The 18,283-nt window shown below is 74.5% G+C and carries 19 protein-coding genes; 3 read left to right on the top strand and 16 right to left on the bottom strand.

Annotated elements, in window-relative coordinates; all coding sequences use genetic code 11:
* Nucleotides 1–36: 36 nt before the first annotated feature.
* Nucleotides 37–831 carry a metal ABC transporter ATP-binding protein gene (locus tag ACLBXO_RS03050; protein ID WP_447684470.1) on the bottom strand — a complete coding sequence of 265 codons (795 nt, stop codon included), beginning with the start codon at nucleotides 829–831 and terminating at the stop codon, nucleotides 37–39.
* A complete protein-coding gene (locus ACLBXO_RS03045; RefSeq protein WP_331317556.1) occupies nucleotides 828–962 on the bottom strand; it encodes a hypothetical protein in 135 nt (44 codons plus the stop codon). The genes ACLBXO_RS03050 and ACLBXO_RS03045 overlap by 4 nt, the downstream gene beginning before the upstream one ends.
* A 124-nt stretch (nucleotides 963–1,086) precedes the next feature.
* On the opposite strand from ACLBXO_RS03045, the gene ACLBXO_RS03040 reads away from it, so the two are divergent.
* Complete coding sequence (locus tag ACLBXO_RS03040; RefSeq protein ID WP_447684469.1) at nucleotides 1,087–1,572, top strand: transcriptional repressor; 486 nt, start codon at nucleotides 1,087–1,089, stop codon at nucleotides 1,570–1,572.
* Nucleotides 1,573–1,629: 57 nt separating this feature from the next.
* Here the strand turns inward: ACLBXO_RS03040 and ACLBXO_RS03035 are convergent, their stop codons facing one another.
* Both ACLBXO_RS03035 and ACLBXO_RS03030 read right to left on the bottom strand, forming a co-directional pair.
* The gene (locus ACLBXO_RS03035) at nucleotides 1,630–3,135 is read right to left on the bottom strand and encodes an undecaprenyl-phosphate glucose phosphotransferase (protein ID WP_331317559.1); all 1,506 of its coding nucleotides are present in this window, start codon (nucleotides 3,133–3,135) and stop codon (nucleotides 1,630–1,632) included.
* Nucleotides 3,136–3,471: 336 nt separating this feature from the next.
* A complete protein-coding gene (locus ACLBXO_RS03030; RefSeq protein ID WP_331317561.1) occupies nucleotides 3,472–3,819 on the bottom strand; it encodes an antibiotic biosynthesis monooxygenase family protein in 348 nt (115 codons plus the stop codon).
* A 355-nt stretch (nucleotides 3,820–4,174) separates the two neighbouring features.
* On the opposite strand from ACLBXO_RS03030, the gene ACLBXO_RS03025 reads away from it, so the two are divergent.
* Nucleotides 4,175–4,609: a helix-turn-helix domain-containing protein gene (locus ACLBXO_RS03025; RefSeq protein WP_331317563.1), complete on the top strand. Its 435-nt coding sequence runs from the start codon at nucleotides 4,175–4,177 to the stop codon at nucleotides 4,607–4,609.
* Between the two features lie 60 nt (nucleotides 4,610–4,669).
* On the opposite strand, the gene ACLBXO_RS03020 is transcribed toward ACLBXO_RS03025, so the two are convergent.
* Genes ACLBXO_RS03020 through cbiE form a run of 4 tightly spaced genes read right to left on the bottom strand, consistent with a single transcriptional unit; the run spans nucleotide 4,670 to nucleotide 8,377 of the window.
* Nucleotides 4,670–5,989 (bottom strand): cobyrinate a,c-diamide synthase, encoded by a 1,320-nt coding sequence (locus ACLBXO_RS03020; protein WP_447684539.1) that lies wholly within the window; start codon nucleotides 5,987–5,989, stop codon nucleotides 4,670–4,672.
* The gene (gene cobM / locus ACLBXO_RS03015) at nucleotides 5,983–6,759 is read right to left on the bottom strand and encodes a precorrin-4 C(11)-methyltransferase (protein ID WP_447684468.1); all 777 of its coding nucleotides are present in this window, start codon (nucleotides 6,757–6,759) and stop codon (nucleotides 5,983–5,985) included. Before cobM ends, ACLBXO_RS03020 begins: the two co-directional genes overlap by 7 nt.
* The gene (locus ACLBXO_RS03010; protein WP_447684467.1) at nucleotides 6,756–7,178 is read right to left on the bottom strand and encodes a cobalamin biosynthesis protein; all 423 of its coding nucleotides are present in this window, start codon (nucleotides 7,176–7,178) and stop codon (nucleotides 6,756–6,758) included. The genes cobM and ACLBXO_RS03010 overlap by 4 nt, the downstream gene beginning before the upstream one ends.
* Nucleotides 7,157–8,377 (bottom strand): precorrin-6y C5,15-methyltransferase (decarboxylating) subunit CbiE, encoded by a 1,221-nt coding sequence (cbiE, locus tag ACLBXO_RS03005; RefSeq protein WP_447684466.1) that lies wholly within the window; start codon nucleotides 8,375–8,377, stop codon nucleotides 7,157–7,159. The genes ACLBXO_RS03010 and cbiE overlap by 22 nt, the downstream gene beginning before the upstream one ends.
* Here cbiE and ACLBXO_RS03000 point away from each other — a divergent pair.
* A complete protein-coding gene (locus tag ACLBXO_RS03000; RefSeq protein ID WP_447684465.1) occupies nucleotides 8,376–9,188 on the top strand; it encodes a cobalt-precorrin-6A reductase in 813 nt (270 codons plus the stop codon). The two genes, cbiE and ACLBXO_RS03000, sit on opposite strands and share 2 nt — an antisense overlap.
* Here the strand turns inward: ACLBXO_RS03000 and cobJ are convergent.
* Genes cobJ through ACLBXO_RS02960 form a run of 8 tightly spaced genes read right to left on the bottom strand, consistent with a single transcriptional unit; the run spans nucleotide 9,155 to nucleotide 18,268 of the window.
* On the bottom strand, nucleotides 9,155–9,916 hold the full coding sequence (cobJ, locus tag ACLBXO_RS02995) for a precorrin-3B C(17)-methyltransferase (RefSeq protein WP_447684464.1): 762 nt from the start codon (nucleotides 9,914–9,916) through the stop codon (nucleotides 9,155–9,157). The genes ACLBXO_RS03000 and cobJ overlap by 34 nt on opposite strands.
* On the bottom strand, nucleotides 9,913–10,692 hold the full coding sequence (locus ACLBXO_RS02990; protein ID WP_447684463.1) for a precorrin-2 C(20)-methyltransferase: 780 nt from the start codon (nucleotides 10,690–10,692) through the stop codon (nucleotides 9,913–9,915). Before ACLBXO_RS02990 ends, cobJ begins: the two co-directional genes overlap by 4 nt.
* A complete protein-coding gene (locus ACLBXO_RS02985) occupies nucleotides 10,692–11,384 on the bottom strand; it encodes a precorrin-8X methylmutase (RefSeq protein ID WP_280142561.1) in 693 nt (230 codons plus the stop codon). Before ACLBXO_RS02985 ends, ACLBXO_RS02990 begins: the two co-directional genes overlap by 1 nt.
* The gene (gene cobG / locus ACLBXO_RS02980; RefSeq protein WP_447684462.1) at nucleotides 11,381–12,718 is read right to left on the bottom strand and encodes a precorrin-3B synthase; all 1,338 of its coding nucleotides are present in this window, start codon (nucleotides 12,716–12,718) and stop codon (nucleotides 11,381–11,383) included. Before cobG ends, ACLBXO_RS02985 begins: the two co-directional genes overlap by 4 nt.
* A complete protein-coding gene (gene cobN / locus ACLBXO_RS02975) occupies nucleotides 12,715–16,044 on the bottom strand; it encodes a cobaltochelatase subunit CobN (protein ID WP_447684461.1) in 3,330 nt (1,109 codons plus the stop codon). The genes cobG and cobN overlap by 4 nt, the downstream gene beginning before the upstream one ends.
* Nucleotides 16,045–16,090: 46 nt before the next feature.
* A complete protein-coding gene (cobW, locus tag ACLBXO_RS02970) occupies nucleotides 16,091–17,125 on the bottom strand; it encodes a cobalamin biosynthesis protein CobW (RefSeq protein ID WP_012320061.1) in 1,035 nt (344 codons plus the stop codon).
* Nucleotides 17,122–17,523, bottom strand: coding sequence for a DUF1636 family protein (locus ACLBXO_RS02965; RefSeq protein ID WP_447684460.1), 402 nt, complete (start codon nucleotides 17,521–17,523; stop codon nucleotides 17,122–17,124). The genes cobW and ACLBXO_RS02965 overlap by 4 nt, the downstream gene beginning before the upstream one ends.
* Nucleotides 17,516–18,268 (bottom strand): CbtA family protein, encoded by a 753-nt coding sequence (locus ACLBXO_RS02960; RefSeq protein WP_447684459.1) that lies wholly within the window; start codon nucleotides 18,266–18,268, stop codon nucleotides 17,516–17,518. The genes ACLBXO_RS02965 and ACLBXO_RS02960 overlap by 8 nt, the downstream gene beginning before the upstream one ends.
* Between the last annotated feature and the right edge of the window lie 15 nt (nucleotides 18,269–18,283).

Genomic DNA, 18,283 nt, shown 5'->3' with positions numbered 1-18,283 from the left:
CCACGAACGGCGCGAACAGGGATCCGAACGGATCGGTCACGCGGCGTCCTCATGGTGGTGATGGCCCGCGCCGCCGTAATCGTGCGCCCGCGCCGCGATCTCTCGCGGACCGGCGCAGACCGCCGCGCCCTCGTCCCAGGCCTCGGACAGGTTGCGGGCGCGCGCGAGGTTCTCGGCCGTCAGGACCCGCGCGGTCGGACCCCAGGCCACGGGCTCCCGGGCGAGCAGCAGCGTCGTCGGGAAATGCGCGCGGACCTGCTGGAGGTCGTGGAGGGCCGCGACCACGGTCCGCCCCTCGGCGTGCCACGTGCGGATGAGCGCCAGGAGATCGTCCACCGTCCGCGCGTCGATGCCGGTGAACGGCTCGTCGAGGAGCACGACCGGGCAGTCCTGCAGGATCAGCCGGGCGAACAGGGCGCGGCGGAACTGCCCGCCCGACAGGGTGCCGATCGGCCGCGCCGCGAAGCCGTCGAGCCCGACCGCGGCCAGCGCCGCCTCGATCGCCGGGCGCCGCCGGGCGAGGCTGCGCCACGCCCCGGCGCGCCGCCACAGGCCCATGCCGGCGAGGTCCATGACGGTGAGTGGGAAGCTCCGGTCGATCTCGTCCACCTGCGGCATATAGGCGAGGGCGCCGGCGCGCTCGATGCGGCCGTCCAGGCAGCGGATCTCTCCGGCCATGCCCTTGAGGAGCGTCGACTTGCCGGCCCCGTTCGGTCCGACCAGGGCGAGCAGGTCGCCGGCCCGCACGGACCCGTCGAGGTGGTGGACCGCCGGATGCCGGTCGTAACCGAGGGTGAGACCGACGAGGCGGATCGGATCCGGTCCGCTCACGGGGCGAGCGCCCAGGCGATGGCCAGCCAGACCAGCGCCGAGAGCAGAGCGGCGAGCGCCAGGCGCAGGCCGATCCCGCTCTGGAACAGCGATCGCCGCGCCGCGTGTCTCGGGCTGGGAATGGTCGGCACGGAGTCCTCGTCGCGCACTCGGGCCGGCGCGGGCACCGCCCGGGGCTACTGGTGCGGTGCTGGGCGGCGGTGATACACTGTAACAAACCCGTGGGACAACCTGCGGATCACGTCTGGAGCAATCATGCACCGTCACGAGGGTCACGACGCGTGCCACGCCGGCACCGGTGACATGCTCGCGCGGGCCGAGGCCCTGTGTCGCGAGCGCGGTCTTCAGTTCACACCCCTGCGCCGGGAGGTACTGGAAGCCGTCGCGGAGGCCGGGAAGGCCCAGGGCGCCTACGACATCGCCGAGCGGCTCAGCGCGCCGGGCAAGCGCGTGGCCCCGGTCTCGGTCTACCGCGCCCTCGACTTCCTCATGGATCAAGGGCTGGTCCACCGGATCGCGAGCCGGAACGCCTTCGTCCCCTGCGCGCACGGCCACGCGCCCGGAGAGGGGGTCATCTTCCTGATCTGCCGCACCTGCGGGGGCGTGGACGAGGCCTCGTCGGAGGAGGTCGAGGGCAGCCTGGGCCGCACGCTCGAGCGGGCGGGGTTCACCCCGACCCACAGCATCCTGGAGGTCGAGGGCGATTGCGGCGCCTGCCGGGGTCGGAAGCCGGCGACCTGAGGCGCGTCGCCCGGGCCGCGCAACCCGGCGCCCGTGATGGTCCCCGCCGGCCGCCGGTCAGAAGGCGTTCTGGTACGCGCGGCGCGAGACCACAGTCTGGATCATGATCTGGATGTCGAACCAGATCGACCAGTTGTCGATGTAGTGCAGGTCGCAGGCGACGCGCCGCTCCATGGCGAGGTCGGTCTGCGTCTCGCCGCGGTAGCCGTTGACCTGCGCCCAGCCGGTGATCCCGGGCTTCACGTTGTGGCGGCGGGCGTAGAGGGCGATCCGGCGCTCGAAGCTGCGGTCGTGCGCCAGCGCGTGCGGGCGGGGACCGACCAGCGACATCTCTCCGCGGAGGACGTTGATGAGCTGGGGCAGCTCGTCGAGGTTCGTCCGGCGCAGGATCGCGCCGATCCGGGTGATCCGGCTGTCGTTCCGGGTCGCCTGCCGGAACGCGGCGTTCGGATCCGCCCGCATCGACCGGAACTTGAAGACGCCGAACGGCTGCTGGTTGAAGCCGTAGCGCTTCTGCCGGAAGAAGACCGGACCGGGGCTGTCCAACTTGATCGCCACCGCGATCGCGGCGAGCAGCGGCGACAGCGATACGAGAGCGATGGTCGCCACCGTCAGGTCGAGGGCGCGCTTCAGCATGACCTCGCCGACGTTGAGCGGCCGACGGCCGATGTTGATCCCCGAGACGCCGCCGACCCGGGCGACCTGCAGGTCGGGGAACCGGTCGAGGACCGCGCCGGGACGCAGGTGCAGGGCCGAGGGCACCCGCAGGAACGCGTCGATGCAGCGCTCCACCTCCGCGGTGTCGGCCCAAGGCACCAGGACGAAGACGTCGTCCGGGCGCAGGAAGCGCACGACCGAGACGGCGAGGTCGAGATCTTCCTGCAGCTGGTCGTGGCGCGTGGCCGCGTCGGCGCCGGGATCGACGCGCCGCAGGTAGCTCGTCCCGATGATCCGCGAGCCGAGCTGGTCGACTTCCTTGCCGGCGTAGAAGCGCGCGATGTCCTCCTCGTAGCCGACGAGGTGGATCCGGCTGGCAGTGGCCGAGCCGGCACTCAGGCGATCGCGTACGAGCCGCCGCACCGCGGCCCGCGCCCCGATCAGGACCGGCAGTCCCGCGACGAAGATCCCGAGCGAGACGAGCCGCGAGTAGTCGTTGGTCGTCTTCGTCATGAAGCTGACGACGAGCACGGCGGCCCAGGCGACGAGCCAGAGGGAGGTCACGCGCTGGACGCCCGGCTTCTGCGCCATGACGTTCTCGAGGCTGTACTCCTGGCGCAGGACGTTCGCGGCGACGATCACCAGCGCGAGCAGCGCCGACAGCCTCAGGCCGCGGACGAGACCCGCCCACACCGTGCTGTCCTGGGCGATGACGTGGTAGGCGCATTCGAGGCCCAGAGTCACCGCCACGATCGCCGCGAGATCGGTCGCGGCCAGCGTCGTGGACAGGGCGATCCGCGCCAGCGCCCGTCCGCGGCGCGGCAGCAGGGCCGACCACACATTGCGGCGGCGCTCCGCCGAGGTCGGCAGCGCCTGAAACGTCTCCGGAAGCCGATCGTGAAACATCTGACCCGCAACGTCCCGTCTTAGTCGGACTCTGTACCAGTCTGAGACACGAAAGGTTTCAGCGCCGCCTGGTGACGGTCACGGAGCAAGCCGCGGGCCCCGCGGGTTCGCGTTCGCAGTCACGGAGGAAGGCTGCGACTTAGGGCCTGCCTCCGGACGTGGCAATACATAGTTAATGCTGAGTGACTGTTCGGCGCAGCCGGAGCGCGCCGGCTTCGATAGAGAACCGCTTTCGCCGGAGCTATTTCAATTCACGCGGGTTTCTTGCCTCACGCATTCAACCGCGTCGGCGAGCGCGGGCGACCCCGGCCCCTGGGAGGCCGGGGTCTGCCGCGATCAGACGGCGTCCGCGTCCTGGCGGGCCTCGGCGGTCCCGCCGACTGTCTGGATCGTCTCGAAACCCTCGAATTGCGGGTGGCCGAGATACAGGGGCTTGGTCGTGGGCACGCGGCCGTGCGCCTTGCGGAACTGCTCGGAGCGGGTCCAGGCCTCGAAATCCGCGCGTGATCGCCAGATCGTGTGCGAGGCGTAGAGCACGTGGTCCTCGTGCTCGGGTCCGCGGAGCAGGTGGAACTCCACGAAGCCCTCCATCTCGCCGAGGTGGCTGTCGCGCCCGAGCCAGACGGCCTCGAAATCCGCCGTCGCGTCCTTAACGACCTTGAAGCGATTCATCGCGATGAACATGCGAGTCTCCTGCGCGGTACCGAACCTACAAGCCTCTGTGCTCCTAAGGGGAACGCCCGCGCGGCGACAAGGCGCACCTTAAGAGCATTCCAGACCTCGGCATCGACATTTGAGCAACAATGTTGCAAAGATGTGTGGGCTTAAACTAGAAGCTGTAACCTTTGACTTGCGAAGCTTGACAACTTGGTGTCCTACTGCGCCGCGGTTCACCTGTGCCGGCATCAGGTCTATAGCCGGACCGCGGCACGGAGTACCGGCAACCTGGCGTGCAGGACATGCGACTTAGGGGCGGGCGGTGAAGCGGCGCGACAGCGAGGCGAAGACACCGCGTCCGCAGGAGGATGCAGCCCACGCCATGGAAAAGGATTCCTCCGGCCAGACGATGCCGAAACAGACCACTGACGTCGATCGTCTGGTCGGCATCCGGATCACCGCCCTGCGCAAGGCGCGCGGCATGAGCCAGACCGCGCTCGGCAACGCGGTCGGCGTGACCTTCCAGCAGGTCCAGAAATACGAGAAGGGCCAGAACCGGGTCGGTGCCGGTCGGCTGCGCGAGATCGCGCGCCTCCTCGAGGTGCCGGTATCCGCGTTCTTCGAGGAGAGCGAGCCGCGGGAGAACGCTCAGGAGGACGTGTTCGGCTTCCTCAGCGCCCACGGCGCCATCGAGCTGCTGCGCGCCTACGCGCAGATCGAGGACGAGCAGATGCGCCGCGACGTCCTCGCGCTGGTCCGCAGCGCCGCGCGCCTCGCGCAGAACCGCGCGCCGGCCCCGACGACGGATCCGGCCTGACAGGCGCACGACGCCGGCTTCTCCGCCAGCGCGCCCGGAGCGGCTCCGCCGAGGTCGGCGTCACGGCGGATCGGTCGCGATCAGGTGGAAGAAGCTGCCGGTGACGGGTCCGACCCGGTGGCCGGCCAATCCCAGATCGACACCTTCGGCATCCGACACGCGGGCGAGCGCCGTTGCCTCGGGCGCGATCGGCGAGAGCTCGCTGGCGTAGTGGAATTCGTGCCCGACGAGGCGCGTCCCCGCGGCACCGAGCAGGCCGGAACCGCACAGCCGCGCGACGCGGTAGCCGAGATGCAGCTTGCGCCGGTGATACGAGGTCGCGACCGGCAGCAGTCCGGCCATGGGATGGGTGGCGCCGTCGGCATCCTGGAGCGTCTGCCCGAGGACCATGTAGCCGCCGCACTCCCCGTGGACCGGCCGGGTCCGCGCGAAGCGGCGCAGGCCGTCCAGGAACCGCGTCGCACCGGCGAGCCGACCGGCGTGCAGTTCCGGATAGCCGCCGGGCAGCCAGCAGGCGTCGCAATCCTCGGGCGGTCCCTCGTCGGCCAGCGGCGAGAACGGCACGAGCTCGGCGCCGGCCATCCGCCAGCCGGTCTCGAGATGCGGGTAGAGGAAGCTGAACGCCGCGTCCCGGGCGACGGCCACGCGCTGTCCCGGCGGCCGGGGCAACTGGCCGCCGGAGGCCGGCACGGCGCCGCCCGCGCAGGCCATCACCGCGTCGAGGTCGATGCCCGCCTCGGCGAGATCGGCGAGCCGGTCGAGACGGGCGGCGAGGTCCGCGGTCTCGCCGGCCTGCACGAGTCCGAGGTGACGCTCGGGCAGGACCAGCTGCGCGTCACGCATCAGCGCGCCCAGCACCGGCAGACCGGCGCGCTCCATGCCGGCCTCCACGAGGCGCCGGTGGCGGGCGCTCGCTACCTTGTTGAGGATCACGCCGGCGATCCGGATGCGGGGATCGTAGAGGGTGCAGCCGAGCGCCACGGCGGCGGCCGATTGCGCCGCGCCCGACACGTCCACCACGAGCACAACCGGCCAGCCGTAGCGCGCGGCGATGTCGGCATTCGCCCCGGTGCGGTTCTCGGCCGCCCGGACACCGTCGAACAGACCCATCGACCCCTCGGCGATCACCAGGTCGGCCGCCGCCGTCGCGCCCGCCAGGGCGTCGAGGAGCGGCGGCGCCATGGCGAAGCTGTCGAGGTTGAAGCTCGGATGGCCGGTCGCGGCCTGGTGGAAGGCCGGGTCGATGTAGTCGGGGCCGCACTTCGCGCCGCGCACGAGCAGGCCGCGCCGCGTGAGGGCGCGCATCAGCGCGAGAGTGACGGTCGTCTTGCCGGAGCTGGAGCGCGGCGCCGCGACGAGGAGGCCGGGGGCGCTCACGATCGCGACCCCACCGTGCCGCCGGGCCGGTAGCGCCGGTCGTAGTCGGGCGCGTAGAGCGCGCTCTCGCGGAAATCCGCGGCGCCGAGCGCCGGCCCGACCAGGATCAGGGCGGTGCGCTCCAGGCCGGCCTCCGCGACGAGCCCGGGCAGCGCGGCGAGGTCGCCCACGAGCGCCCGCTCGTCCGGCCAGGAGGCGCGGAACACCGCCGCCGCCGGGCAGGACGGGCCGTAGAAGGGGATCAGCTCCGCGGTGACGGCCTCGACCACGTGGATCGACAGGTGGATCGCCAGGGTCGCGCCGGTGGCCGCGTAGGCCGCCAGCGTCTCCCGTTCGGGCATGGCGCTCGCCCGCCCGGAGGTGCGGGTGAGGACCACGCTCTGCGCCACGCCCGGCACCGTCAGCTCCCGGCGCAGCAGCGCGGCCGCCGCCGCGAAGGCGGGGACACCCGGCGTCACCGTGTAGGGAATGGCCAGCGCGTCGAGCCGGCGCATCTGCTCGGCCAGGGCGCTCCAGATCGACAGGTCGCCGGAATGCAGGCGCGCGACGTCCTGGCCGGCCGCGTGCGCCGTCCGGATCTCAGCCAGGATGGCGTCGAGGTCGAGGGGCGCCGTGTCGATGATCCGGGCGCCGGGCGGGCACCAGCCCAGGATCTCGGGTGCGACGAGCGACCCGGCGTAGAGGCAGACGGGGCAGGCCGCGATGCGGTCGCGCCCGCGCACCGTGATCAGGTCGGCCGCGCCGGGGCCGGCGCCGATGAAGTGGACGGTCATGATTCCCGTGTCGTGTCGTATCGGACGGCCAGGGCGCAAGTGGCCCCGCCGCTCGCGATCCGGGGCAGGGCGAGGCGGCTCCGGGGGCCCGCGCCGGCGAGGGCCGCCGCCTCGGCCAGCGAGCCGACGCCGCGCAGGCGCTCGATCCGCACCGAGCGTGTGACGATCTCGGCGTCGCGCGCCTCCAACCCGGCGGCGGTGACGGGATGCGGCGCCAGGCCGAAGCGGTCCGCCGCCGCGCGGATCGCCGGGTCCGCGGCCCGGTCTGCCGCCGTGGCTACGGCCACCAGGCTCGACCGCGCGGCGCCGACCAGGGCGAGCGCGCGCTCGATCAGCCCCGCGATCTCCTCCGCCTCGGTGCTCCGGCGAAAGCCGATGCCGGCGACCAGCGCTCCGGTCACGGCTTGGTCAAGGCCCACTGGGTCACCGTCATGGCGGGGCGCCAGCCGTGCATCCCCCCGACCGGGCTCGCCCGCTCCACGCCGTAGCGGCGCAGGCTCCCGCCGTGCGCCGCGAAGGCCGCGAGCAGCGCGGCCTCGCCCTCCAGGGTCACGGCGTTGGCGACGCAGCGACCGCCGCTCGGCAGCGCCGACAGCGCCGTCGGCAGGACCCCCGGCTCCGAGACGCCGCCGCCGATGAACACCGCGTCCGGCGCCGGCAGGCCGGCGAGCGCGCCCGGCGCCGTGCCGGCGACGACGGCGAGGTCCGGGGCGCCGAGCGCGACGGCGTTGCGGCGGATCCGCTCGGCGCGGTCCGGCCTCCCCTCGATCGCCGTGGCGCGCAGGCTCGCGTGGCGCAGCATCCACTCGATCGCGATCGAGCCGGCGCCCGCACCGACATCCCAGAGATGCTGTCCCGGATGCGGGCGCAGCGCCGACAAGGTCAGGGCCCGGATCTCGGCCTTGGTCAGCTGCCCGTCATTCTCGAACAGGTCGTCGTCGAGGCCCGGCGCGAGGGGCAGGGCGCGGCCGGCGCCCGCCACCGCGAGCGCCACCGTGTTCAGCGGATCGAAGTCGGCGCCGTCGAACGCGTCGGCGCGGAGGGTGCGGACGCGCTCGCGCGGCCCGCCCATCGCCTCGAGCACGGTCAGCGTCGACGCGCCGAAGCACCGGTCGCGCAGCAGGGCGGCGAGAGCGCCGGGCGTCGTGCCGTCCCACGACAGGACGAGCAGCCGCGCCCCCGGCTGGAGATGCGGGACGATCCGGGTCAGCGCGCGACCGTGGAGCGTCACCAGCGCGCACTCGGCGAGCGGCCAGCCGAGCCGGGCGCAGGCGAGGCTGAAGGCCGAGGGCTGCGGGAAGGCACGGATCTCGTCCGCCGGCACCAGCCGCGCGATCTCGGCGCCGATGCCGTAGTGGAACGGGTCGCCCGTGGCGAGGATGCAGGTCGGCCGGCCGCGCCGCGCGAGGATCTCCGGATAGGCCTCGTGGATCGGGCTCGGCCAGGGCCGCGCCTCCCCGTCGAGGGGCCCCGCGAGGGCGAGGTGGCGCCGGCCGCCGTAGACCACGCGGGCGGCGTCGAGCGCGGCGGCGGCGGACGGCGTCAGCCCGGCCCGGCCATCCTCGCCGATCCCGACGATCGACAGCCACGGGGCGCTCGACAGCGAGTCAGCGCTCATGGACAAGGCGCCCATGAACACGCCGCCCCCGACCACCGGCACGATGCGGATCCTGATCCTCGGCGGGACCGGCGAGGCGAGCGCCCTGGTCCGATCGCTCGCGGGGCAGGCGGATCGCGCCGTGACCCTCTCGCTGGCGGGCCGGACGGCGGCGCCGAAGCCCGAGCCTGTCCCGACCCGGATCGGCGGGTTCGGCGGCGCCGAGGGGCTCGCCCGCTACCTGGAAGCCGAGGCGATCACCCGCCTGATCGACGCGACCCACCCGTTCGCCGCGCGGATGTCGGCCAACGCCGCGCGCGCGGCGGACCTGACGGGCGTGCCGCTCCTCGCGATCCGCAGGCCGGCCTGGGGCCGGGAGCCCGGCGACGCCTGGGTCGAGGTCGACCGGATGGAGCAGGCGGTCACAGCCCTCGGCCCGGAGCCCCGGCGCGTGTTCCTGACCATCGGCCGGCAGGAGGCCGGGGCCTTCGCGGCGGCGCCGCAGCACAGCTATCTCGCGCGGACGGTCGAGCCGCTGGGCGGGATCCTGCCGGTGCCGAATCTGACCGCCGTGGAGGCCCGCGGGCCTTTCGACGCCGCGTCCGAGACGGCCCTGATGCGGGCGAACCGGATCGAGATCGTGGTCAGCAAGAACGCCGGCGGCGCGGCGACCTACGGCAAGATCGCGGCGGCGCGCGGCCTCGGCATCCCGGTCGTGATGGTGCGGCGGCCGGGCAAGCCCGACGTGCCGAGCGTCGCGGACGCCGCGGGCGCGCGCCGCTGGCTGGACGCGGGCGATCACGCCGGTCCCTCGACCTTGCGGGCGGTGTAGACGAAGGGCGGCCGGCCCGCGCGCGGGATCAGCCGCGTCGTCGAGGCGCCCAGGATCACCATCGTGGCCATGTCGGCCGGCACCGCGGGCGCCTCGGCGAGGGTCGCGACGCGGATCGCCTCGTCCGGCCGGCTGACGGCGCGGGCGAACATCACGGGCGTCTCGGGCGCGCGGATCCCGGCCGCGATCTCCAGTGCCGCCCCGAGCTGCCAGGGCCGGGCGGACGAGATCGGGTTGTAGAGCGCCACCACGAAATCGGCGCGCAGCACCGCCTCCAGCCGCGCGGTCACGACCGGCCAGGGCTTCAGGTTGTCGGAGAGCGAGAGCGCGCAGAAATCGCCGCCGAGCGGTGCCCCGATCCGGGCCGCGGCGGCGAGCATCGCGGTGATGCCCGGCTCGACCGAGATGGCGAGGTCGCGCCAGCCGGGCTCGCCGTACTCGACCGCCTCGAACACCGCCGCCGCCATGGCGAAGACGCCGGGATCGCCGCCGGACACGACCGCGACCCGGCGGCCGGAGGCGGCGAGCTGCAGCGCGTGGCGCGCCCGGTCGACCTCCACCCGGTTGTCGCTCGCGTGCCGGACAAGGCCGGGACGCTCGGGCACGCGGGCCACGTAGGGGACGTAGCCGACGACGTCCTCCGCCGCGTCGAGCGCCCGGCGGGCGGATTCGGTCAGCAGGGCCTCGTCGCCCGGCCCGAGGCCGACGACGGTCAGGCTCCCGCTCACGGCCGGCGGCCCTCTCCGGGCAGAAGCACCATCGAGAAGTAGGGCGCGTCGTCGTCGGCCTTGTCGGCCAGCATCACGACGCGCTCGCCCGCCATCGTGCCGCGCTCCACGTAGACCGCGCGCGCGAGCAGCCCGGCGGCCGAGAGGGCGGCCCGCACCTTCGGCAGGTGCCGCCCGAGTTTCATCACCACGGCCGCGTCCGTGCCGCGCAGGCGCTCGGTCAGCGCGCCGAGCGACAGGGTCGCCGGCAGGACGGTGAGGACGTCGTCGCCCCAGGTGATCGGCGTGCCGGCCCGGGTCCAGCAGCCCGACATGCCGGTGACGCCCGGTATCACCTCCACGGGGAAGCGGTCCTTCAGGCGCCGCCACAGGTGCATGAACGAGCCGTAGAAGAAGGGATCGCCCTCCGACAGGATCGCGACGTCCCGCCCGGCGCCGAGGTGATCGGCGAGCTGCCCGGCCGCGTCGTCGTAGAAGCCGGCCAGCGCCGCGACGTAGTCGGGGTGCTCGGGATGGATCTCGGTCGTGTACGGATAGGCGAGGGCCATCTCGCGGGACGGGTCGCGCAGGATCGCGTCCGCGATGGTGCGCGCGTTGCCCCGCCGGCCGCGCTTGCAGAAATGCACGAGCACGGGCGCGCGCGTCAGGATGCGCTGCGCCTTGACGGTCAGCAGCTCCGGATCGCCCGGACCCATGCCAACGCCGTAGAGCGTGCCGGTCACCGCGGCCGCGGGGATTTCCTCGGTCGGGCCGTCGAGGCGCTCGAAACCGTCCATCACTCGACCTCGCTGGCGAGCGCGTTGACCGCCGCGGCCGTCATGGCGCTGCCGCCGCGCCGCCCGTGCACGACCACGAACGGCACGCGGCCGTCCCGCGCCAGGGCCTCCTTCGACTCCGCCGCGCCGACGAAGCCGACCGGGATGCCGATCACCGCGGCGGGCGGCGCCACGCCGGCATCGAGGAGTTCCAGGAGCCGGAACAGCGCGGTCGGGGCGTTGCCCACCGCCACGACGCTGCCCGGAAGGTGCTCCCGCCACAGCTCCATGGCGGCCGCGGACCGGGTCGTGCCGAGACTCTTGGCGAGATCCGGCACGCGCGGGTCGCCCAGGGTGCAGATCACCCTGTTGTCGGCCGGCAGGCGGGCCCGGGTGACGCCGTCGGCGACCATGCGGACGTCGCACAGGATCGGCGCGCCGGCCTTCAAGGCCGCGACGCCGGCCTCGGCGAAACCGGGCGCCATCTCCACGTCGGCCGGCAGGTCGGTCATGCCGCAGGCATGGATCATGCGCACGACGACGCGCTCGGCGGCGCCCGACCAGCGTCCGAGATCGGACTCGGCGCGGATCATCGCGAAGGAGCGCGCGTAGATCGCGCCGCCGTCGCGGATGTAGTCGTAGCGGGACGGGGACTCGTGGGCCGCGGCCGGCTCCGATCCTGTCTGGCGCAGGGCGTTCTGGCTCGCGCTCATGCCGGTCTCCTGGTCCTCCCGCATTCTGAAGAGGCTGTCTCCGGCGCGAAGGCGGCGGAGAGCCCGTCGATCTCGGCCCTTCCTAGCCGCTCCAGCACGGCCTCGATAGGGAGATCCATCGCCGGCTCATCGCCGGGCGCGCCCCCGATCACCACGCCGTACAGCCCGCTCCGGCCGACGAGGGTCAGGTCGGCGGGGCCCGGCCGCGCGCAGCCCTTGGCGCAGCCCGAGACATGCGCGGCGCGGCCCGACGCCGCGAGGGCAGCGAACGCGTCCGCGAGGCGTGCCGCGTCCGCGAGCGTCGGGGTCGATCCCGAGGCGCAGCCCGGCGCCCCCGTGCAGGCTGCGATCGCGCGGCGCGGATCGTCGGGGACGACGATGAACTCCGCCGCGAGCGCCGCCGTCACGGCCGGATCCGAGTTCGCGGTCGGCACCAGCATCACGAAGCCGCGCGTGGGGGAGAGGCGGATCTCGTTCGCGCCGAGGGCCGCCGCCGCGGCAGCGATCCGGTCGAGGGCGTCGGCGGTGCAGCGTCCGAAGGGCGCGTCGACGGCGACGCTCCGAAGGTCGCGCGCGCCCGCCGGACGCGCCGGCCCGCGTTCCCGAGCGACGGCCCGGTGCGCCTGTACCGGTTCGACGGGGGACTTTCCTGACGGAGGCGCCTCGGTGAGCGCGGTCAGCTCGTCGTCCGAGAGGTCGCGCATCCGGCGTCTGCCGGTTCGCGCGAAGGCGCCGAGCAGAGCTGCCACAAGGCCGGGCGCCGCGTCCTCCTCGCAGGTCAGGAGCGTCCGCGGGGTCTCACCCTGCCCGACCGCGATCGCGACGCGGCCCGGCGCCTCGGCGGCGACGCAGAGATCCGCCTCCGGCACCGCCCGGCCGGGGCGACCCTCGACGACGACCAGGGTCTTGGCCGGCAGCCCCGGGATCGCGAGCCCCGCGGTCTCGATCGCACCGGCGAGGGCCGGAACGTCGATCGTCTCGTCCGGGTCGTGGCCGGCCAGGGGGCTCGTGAGCGTCAGGCGCTGGGGGCCGCCGTCGGCACGCACGTCGCCGAGGCCCCGGCCGGCGAGCCAAGCGGCCAGCGGCGCGCGCGTCGCCTCGGAGACGCCGCGGATCTGGAGATTGGCCCGGGCGGTGAGATCGAGGTGTCCGTTCCCGAAAAGCCGCGCGCCCTCCGCCACGGCGCGGGCCTGATCGAGGGTCAGGATCCCGAGCGGCGGATGGACGCGCGCGAGCAGCCCGTCGCCCGTCGGCATGGGCCGCGCCAGACCCGGGCACCAGCCCCGGCGGGCCGGCGCCTCCGGCAGGACGCGCCGTTGCCGAGCCGCGCTCACTCGGCGGCCTCGCGCAGCAGGGCGTCGGCCGGGAGGGCGTTGCGCCGGCTGTGCCAGAGGCCGCGGTCCCGCGCCTCGTCGAAGCGTTCCAGGATCGCCCGGGCCGCGGCGGGATTGGCGGCGCGCAGGCGCTCGAACACCTCGGCGTCGGCGATCCAGGCCGCGTAGAGGGCCTCGAAGCCGGCATCGGTCACCGCGTCGCTCGCCGCCGCCAGGACGAAGACCGCGTCGAGCCCCTGGGCGAGTTCCTGCGCGCCCCGGTAGCCGTGGCGCAGCTGTGCCGCGATCCAGCGGGGATCGGCGAGGCGCCCGCGGATCAGGCGCGCGGAATCCTCCCGGGCCGTCCGCGCCTTCGGCCGTTCCGGAACCGACACGTCGAGGCTGTAGAGGGCGGGGCTCGCCCCCTCCAGGGCCGCGGCCGCCGCGAAACCACCCATCGCGTCGACGGCGGCGTCGCCGTCGAACAGGTCGCGCTCGGCCACGTCGAAGGCGTGGAAATAGGCGTCGGCCGCAGCGACGCGGGCGGCGAAATCGGCGTCGGGCCCCTCGCGGTCGCCGTAGGCGTGCCCGCTCGCGGCCAGGTAGGCGCGGCCGAGGTCGTCGCGGCCGTCCCAGGCGCCGTCGAGGGCCGTGGCGGCGGCGCCGGCCCCGTAGCGGCCGGGCGCGGCCCCGTAGACGCGCACCGACGCGTCGCCCCGCCGCCGCGCCGCCGCGAGGGGATTCTCGTCGTCGGCCTCGTCCCGGTCGGCCACGGCGCGGGCGGCGCGGTCGAGCAGCGCCAGCGTGTCGGGAAAAGTGTCGCGGAACGCGCCGGAGACGCGGACGGTGACGTCGATCCGCGGCCGGTCCAGCATCGCGAGGGGCAGGATCTCGAAGCCGGTGACGCGGGTGCTGGCATGGTCCCAGATTGGCCGCACGCCCATGAGGGCGAGGGCGTGGGCCACGTCCTCCCCGCCGGTACGCAGGGTCGGCGAAGCCCAGAGATCCATGACGATCCGGGCCGGATAGGCCCCCTCGTCCTGGAGGTAGCGGGTCACCACCGCGGCGGCGGCCCTCTCGCCGAGGAGCGCGGCGGCGCGGCTCGGGATGGCCCGCGGGTCGAGGGTCGCGAGGTTGCGCCCGGTCGGGAGCACGTCGGCCCGCCCGCGGGACGGCGAGCCGGAGGGACCGGGCCGGACGAACCGCCCGTCGAGGGCCGCGAGCAGGCCGGCACGCTCGGAATCGGCGCTCGCCGCGACGGGCTCCGCGGCCCCGTCCGGCGCGCGGGCGAAGACGTGCAGGCCGTCCCGGAAGACGGTCTCGCCGAGATCGCAGAGATGCGCGTCGAGCCGCGTCAGCGCCTCGTCCATCGGCGTGTCCGGGCCGATCCCGGCACTGTCCAGCAGTCCGGCCGCCGCGGCCTCCTCCAGGATGGCGCGGGCGATGAGGTCGGCGCGGCGGGGGTCGAGCACGCTGGCGGCGGCATACTCCTCCACCAGCTCGCGGAGGCGGGCCGCCTCGGGCGTCGGCGCGTGGACGGCGGTGTCGGGCGTCAGGTGCCCGAGCGCGACCCCGCCGAGGCGGCGCTTGAGCGGCGCGGCCTCGCCCGGGTCGTCGACGATGAACGGGTAGATCACCGGCAGGCCGCCGACGCAGAGTGCCGGGAAGCAGGCGGGCGACAGCGCCACGGCCTTGCCCGGCAGCCACTCCGCGGTGCCGTGCGTGCCGAGCTGCACCAGGGCGTCGAAATGCTGCCGCAGGCCCAGATGGAAGGCGAGGTAGGCGTGCGTCGGGGCGCGGTCGAGGTCGTGGTAGCCGGCCTTGCGATCGGAGTCGCGGCCGCGGTCGGGCTGGAGGAAGACCGCGAGGCCGCCGTCCCGGACCACCCGGAACCGGAAGGCGCCGTCGATGCAGGCCGGGTCCGCCGCGGCCTCGCCCCAGCTGGCGGTGACGGCGGCGCGGACATCCTCGGGGAGCGTGCGCCACCACGCCGCGTAGTCCGCGAGCGTCACCCGGAACGCGGCCGGGCGCTCCGTGAGCGCCGCCATCAGCGCCCCGGGCTCCGGAAGCGCGCCCGCCGCGTAGCCCGCGGCCGCGAGGTCGGCGGCGATCGCGCGGGCGCTCGCGGGCGTGTCGAGGCCGACAGCGAAGCCGGCCCGGCCGCCGCGGGCGGGATAGTCGGACAGGACCAGGGCGACGCGCCGCGCCGCCCGGGGCAGGGCGGCCAGCCGCAGCCATCCCGCGGCCCGGTCGGCCAGCGCGGCGATGCCGGCCTCGTAGGGCGCGGCGCGCCGCTCGGCGAAGCCGGCGATCTCGGCGCTCTCCTCCTTGAACGCGATTGGGAAGCCCGAGAGCCGGCCGTCGAATTCCGGCAGCGCGACCTGCATGGCGAGGTCGGCCGCGCCGAGGCCGCGGGCGGAGGCCTCCCAGGCCGCGCGCGGCGACCCCACCGTGAAGGCCTGGAGCACCGGGCAATCGGCGCCGTCGAGGACGAAGCCGGTGTCGTCCTCGCGGGCCGAGAAGGCGGTGGCGGCGATCACGAGGTCGGGCCTGCGCGCCCGCACGGCCGCGGCGACCGCGGCGGCGGCCCGCGGCTCCTTCAGGCTCGACACGGCCATCGGCAGCACGCCGATCCCGCGGGCCCGGAGCGCGGCGGCGAGGGCGACGAACGGGGCGGTGTCGCCGCCGAGCACGGCGGAGCGGTAGATCAGCAGGAGCGCGACCGGAACCGCGGTCCCGCCCGCACCGGCGAGCGGGACCGCGGTTCCGGCCGCCGCGAGGGCCGTCTCGAGGGGCAGAACCCCGCAGCCGGGGCACCAGGGAAACCCGCGCGGGAGCGGCTGCGGCGGCTCGATCGGGCCGTCGGCACCCAGGCGAATCGCCAGGCTCCGCAGCATCCGCCGCAGGTTGTCGGGCCCGCCGGCGCGGAAATAGGCGTCGAGCTGACCGGCGAGGTCGGGATCGGTGGAGAAGGACGCGAGGCGCGGGTCCGGCCGGTCGTCGCCCGGCAGCACCGCGAGGACGACGCCGTGCGTCCGCGCGGCCTCGGCGCAGCGCTCGATCCCGTAGCGCCAGTAATCGAGCCCGCCCAGGCAGCGGATCACCACGACCTTGGCGCGGGCCACGACGCGCTCGACGTAGAGGTCGACCGAGAGCGGATGCCGCAGCTTGGCGAGCTTCGCGAGCCGCAGGCTCGGCAGGCCGGGCTCCGCGGCGTGGGACTGCCCCACCGCCGCGAGGTCGCTGTCGGTGAACGACAGCACCACGAGGTCGCCGGGCTCCTGCCCGAGATCCACGGCCGCCTCGCCCTCGTCGAGGGAGACGGCATCGATGCGCACGAGGTGCACCGCGGCGGCCCCTAGAGCGAGTCCGGGCGGGCGTGCGCGACCGGCCTCATCCCGCGAGGGCCGCCGCGACGGCGTCCTTGTCGAAGCCCTTGAGGCCGATCACCACCAGCGTCCCGTCGCGGGCTTCCCCGGCCCGCCAGGGGCGGTCGAAATGATGGGTCACGCGCCGGCCGACACCCTGTACCACGAGGCGCATCGGCTTGCCCTCGACCTCGGCGAAGCCCTTGATGCGCAGGACGCCGGCGGCCTCGGCCGCCGCCTCGACCCGGGCCGCGAGATCTCCCGCGGTCACCGCCGGGCGCACCGGCAGCGCCACGGTCTCGAAATCGTCGTGGTCGTGGTCCTCGCCCTCGCCGTGATGCGAGGGGCGGGCGTCGAGATCGTCCTCGGCGGCCGCGCCGAGGCCGAGCAGCACCCGCGGGTCGATGGCGCCGTTCTCGGTCTCGACCACCTTCACGGCGCGGGGGAGGTGCCCCTCCACCTCGGCGCGGACCCGCGCCCGGGTCGCGGCGTCGATCAGGTCGGCCTTGTTGACGACCACGAGATCGGCGCAGAGGAGCTGGTCCTCGAACACCTCTTCCAGGGGGTTGTCGTGGTCGACCGACTGGTCGGCGGCCCGCTGGGCCGCCAGGGCCTCCGGATCCTCCGCGAAGGCGCCCGAGGCCACCGCCGGGCCGTCGACCACCGCGACCACGCCGTCGACGGTCACCCGCGAGCGGATCGCCGGCCACTGGAACGCCTGGACCAGCGGCTTCGGCAGGGCGAGGCCGGAGGTCTCGATCAGGATGTGCTCCGGCGGCTCGGCGCGGCCGAGCAGGGTCTCCAGCGCCGGCACGAAATCGTCCGCGACCGTGCAGCAGATGCAGCCGTTCGGCAGCTCGACGATGGCGTCCTCGGTGCAGCCCTCGACGCCGCAGGCGGCCAGGAAGGATTTGTCGAAGCCGATGTCGCCGAACTCGTTCACCAGGATGGCGAGGCGGCGCCCCTTGGCGTTCTCGACCACGTGGCGGACGAGGGTGGTCTTGCCGGCCCCGAGGAAGCCGGTGACGATGGTGCAGGGGATTTTGTTCACGAGGGTCATTCCGCGGGCTCCAGGGTGCCGGCGGGGACCGGGCGGAGTTCTGGGAAAGGGGGGATGCGGGCGATCACGCCCTTGCGGAACGCCTCCGGACGCTCGCGCCAGGGCACGATGCCGTCCGGGGTCGCCGCGTAGGCTGCGAGACCGCCGAGGATGATCTCGGCCGAGGCGGCCGGATCCATGTCGCCGTAGACGTAGGTCCAGCGGTCGGCCGCGGCGACCGCCACGGTGCAGGGCCGCTTGCAGACCGACAGGCACTCCACCGCCTCGACCCGCAGGTCCGGCGTACCGTCGCTCCGCGACCGGAGCGCCTCCAGCAGGCGGGCCCCGGCACGGGGGCCGTCCGGGTCGTCGTCCGGGCGCCGACAGGTGGTGCAGACGTAGAGAACGGTCTCAGGCACGGGCCGCTCCCCGATCCGCTCCGCGGGCGAAGGCCTGCCACGCCCAGCCGAGCCCCAGCCCGATCAGGATCCAGAACACGAAGCTGATCGCGAGCGACCGCGCGGCGAACTGGGCGGCGAGCGCGGCCGGAAGCTCCGACGCGGCCTCGGGTGCCTGCGGGGCACCCACGACGTGCGGGGCGATGATCAGGACGAGCCCGCCGAGGATCGTGATCAGCGCGCGGCGGATCGTGATCAGGTAGAGCCCCATCCCGGTCGCCGCGGCGGTCATCACCCACCACGCCTGGCGCGTCGCGAGTGGGGCCGCCGCGCTGCCGGGCAGTTCCGGCGGCAGGCCGAGGCCTGGCGCGAGGGCGACGCTGGCGAAACCCGCCACCGCGAAGGCGAGGCCGACCTGCGGCGTGGGTTCACGGCCGCAGGCGAGCATCACCGCGCCGAGCAGCAGCGCGTAACCGACGCCGCCCACGAGGGTTGCGAGCCCGGTGAAGGCCATCCGCGGCAGGCCGGGCGCGGGCTGCCATTCCGGTGCGGCGTCGGGCGCGGCGTGGTCGTGCCCGGCATGGGCCAGCACGATCGGGAGTGCCCTGACCGGGAGCGCATTGGCAGCCCGGTTCGGCGCCTCCTGCTGCTCGTAGCGCTCGGCCGCGACGATCAGCGGCGAGGTCAGCGTCAGTTCGAGACCCGTCACGACGGCAGCCGCGAAGAAGCCGGCGGCGAGGGCCGCCGACAGGAGCCGGATGATCATCCCTGGTCCGGGGAG

Source organism: Methylobacterium sp. C33D (assembly GCF_053345825.1).
The sequence above is the reverse complement of the archived record's forward strand: the minus strand, read 5'-3'. Positions and strand labels throughout refer to the sequence as shown.

Excerpts from the sequence above, each read along its gene's own strand:
- ACLBXO_RS03040 (WP_447684469.1), top strand. The coding sequence starts at position 1,087 with ATGCACCGTCACGAGGGTCACGACGCGTGCCACGCCGGCACCGGTGAC.
- ACLBXO_RS03035 (WP_331317559.1), bottom strand. The coding sequence starts at position 3,135 with ATGTTTCACGATCGGCTTCCGGAGACGTTTCAGGCGCTGCCGACCTCG.
- ACLBXO_RS03030 (WP_331317561.1), bottom strand. The coding sequence starts at position 3,819 with ATGTTCATCGCGATGAATCGCTTCAAGGTCGTTAAGGACGCGACGGCG.
- ACLBXO_RS03025 (WP_331317563.1), top strand. The coding sequence starts at position 4,175 with ATGGAAAAGGATTCCTCCGGCCAGACGATGCCGAAACAGACCACTGAC.
- cobM (WP_447684468.1), bottom strand. The coding sequence starts at position 6,759 with ATGACCGTCCACTTCATCGGCGCCGGCCCCGGCGCGGCCGACCTGATC.
- ACLBXO_RS03000 (WP_447684465.1), top strand. The coding sequence starts at position 8,376 with ATGGACAAGGCGCCCATGAACACGCCGCCCCCGACCACCGGCACGATG.
- cbiE (WP_447684466.1), bottom strand. The coding sequence starts at position 8,377 with ATGAGCGCTGACTCGCTGTCGAGCGCCCCGTGGCTGTCGATCGTCGGG.
- ACLBXO_RS02990 (WP_447684463.1), bottom strand. The coding sequence starts at position 10,692 with ATGGACGGTTTCGAGCGCCTCGACGGCCCGACCGAGGAAATCCCCGCG.
- ACLBXO_RS02985 (WP_280142561.1), bottom strand. The coding sequence starts at position 11,384 with ATGAGCGCGAGCCAGAACGCCCTGCGCCAGACAGGATCGGAGCCGGCC.
- cobW (WP_012320061.1), bottom strand. The coding sequence starts at position 17,125 with ATGACCCTCGTGAACAAAATCCCCTGCACCATCGTCACCGGCTTCCTC.
- ACLBXO_RS02960 (WP_447684459.1), bottom strand. The coding sequence starts at position 18,268 with ATGATCATCCGGCTCCTGTCGGCGGCCCTCGCCGCCGGCTTCTTCGCG.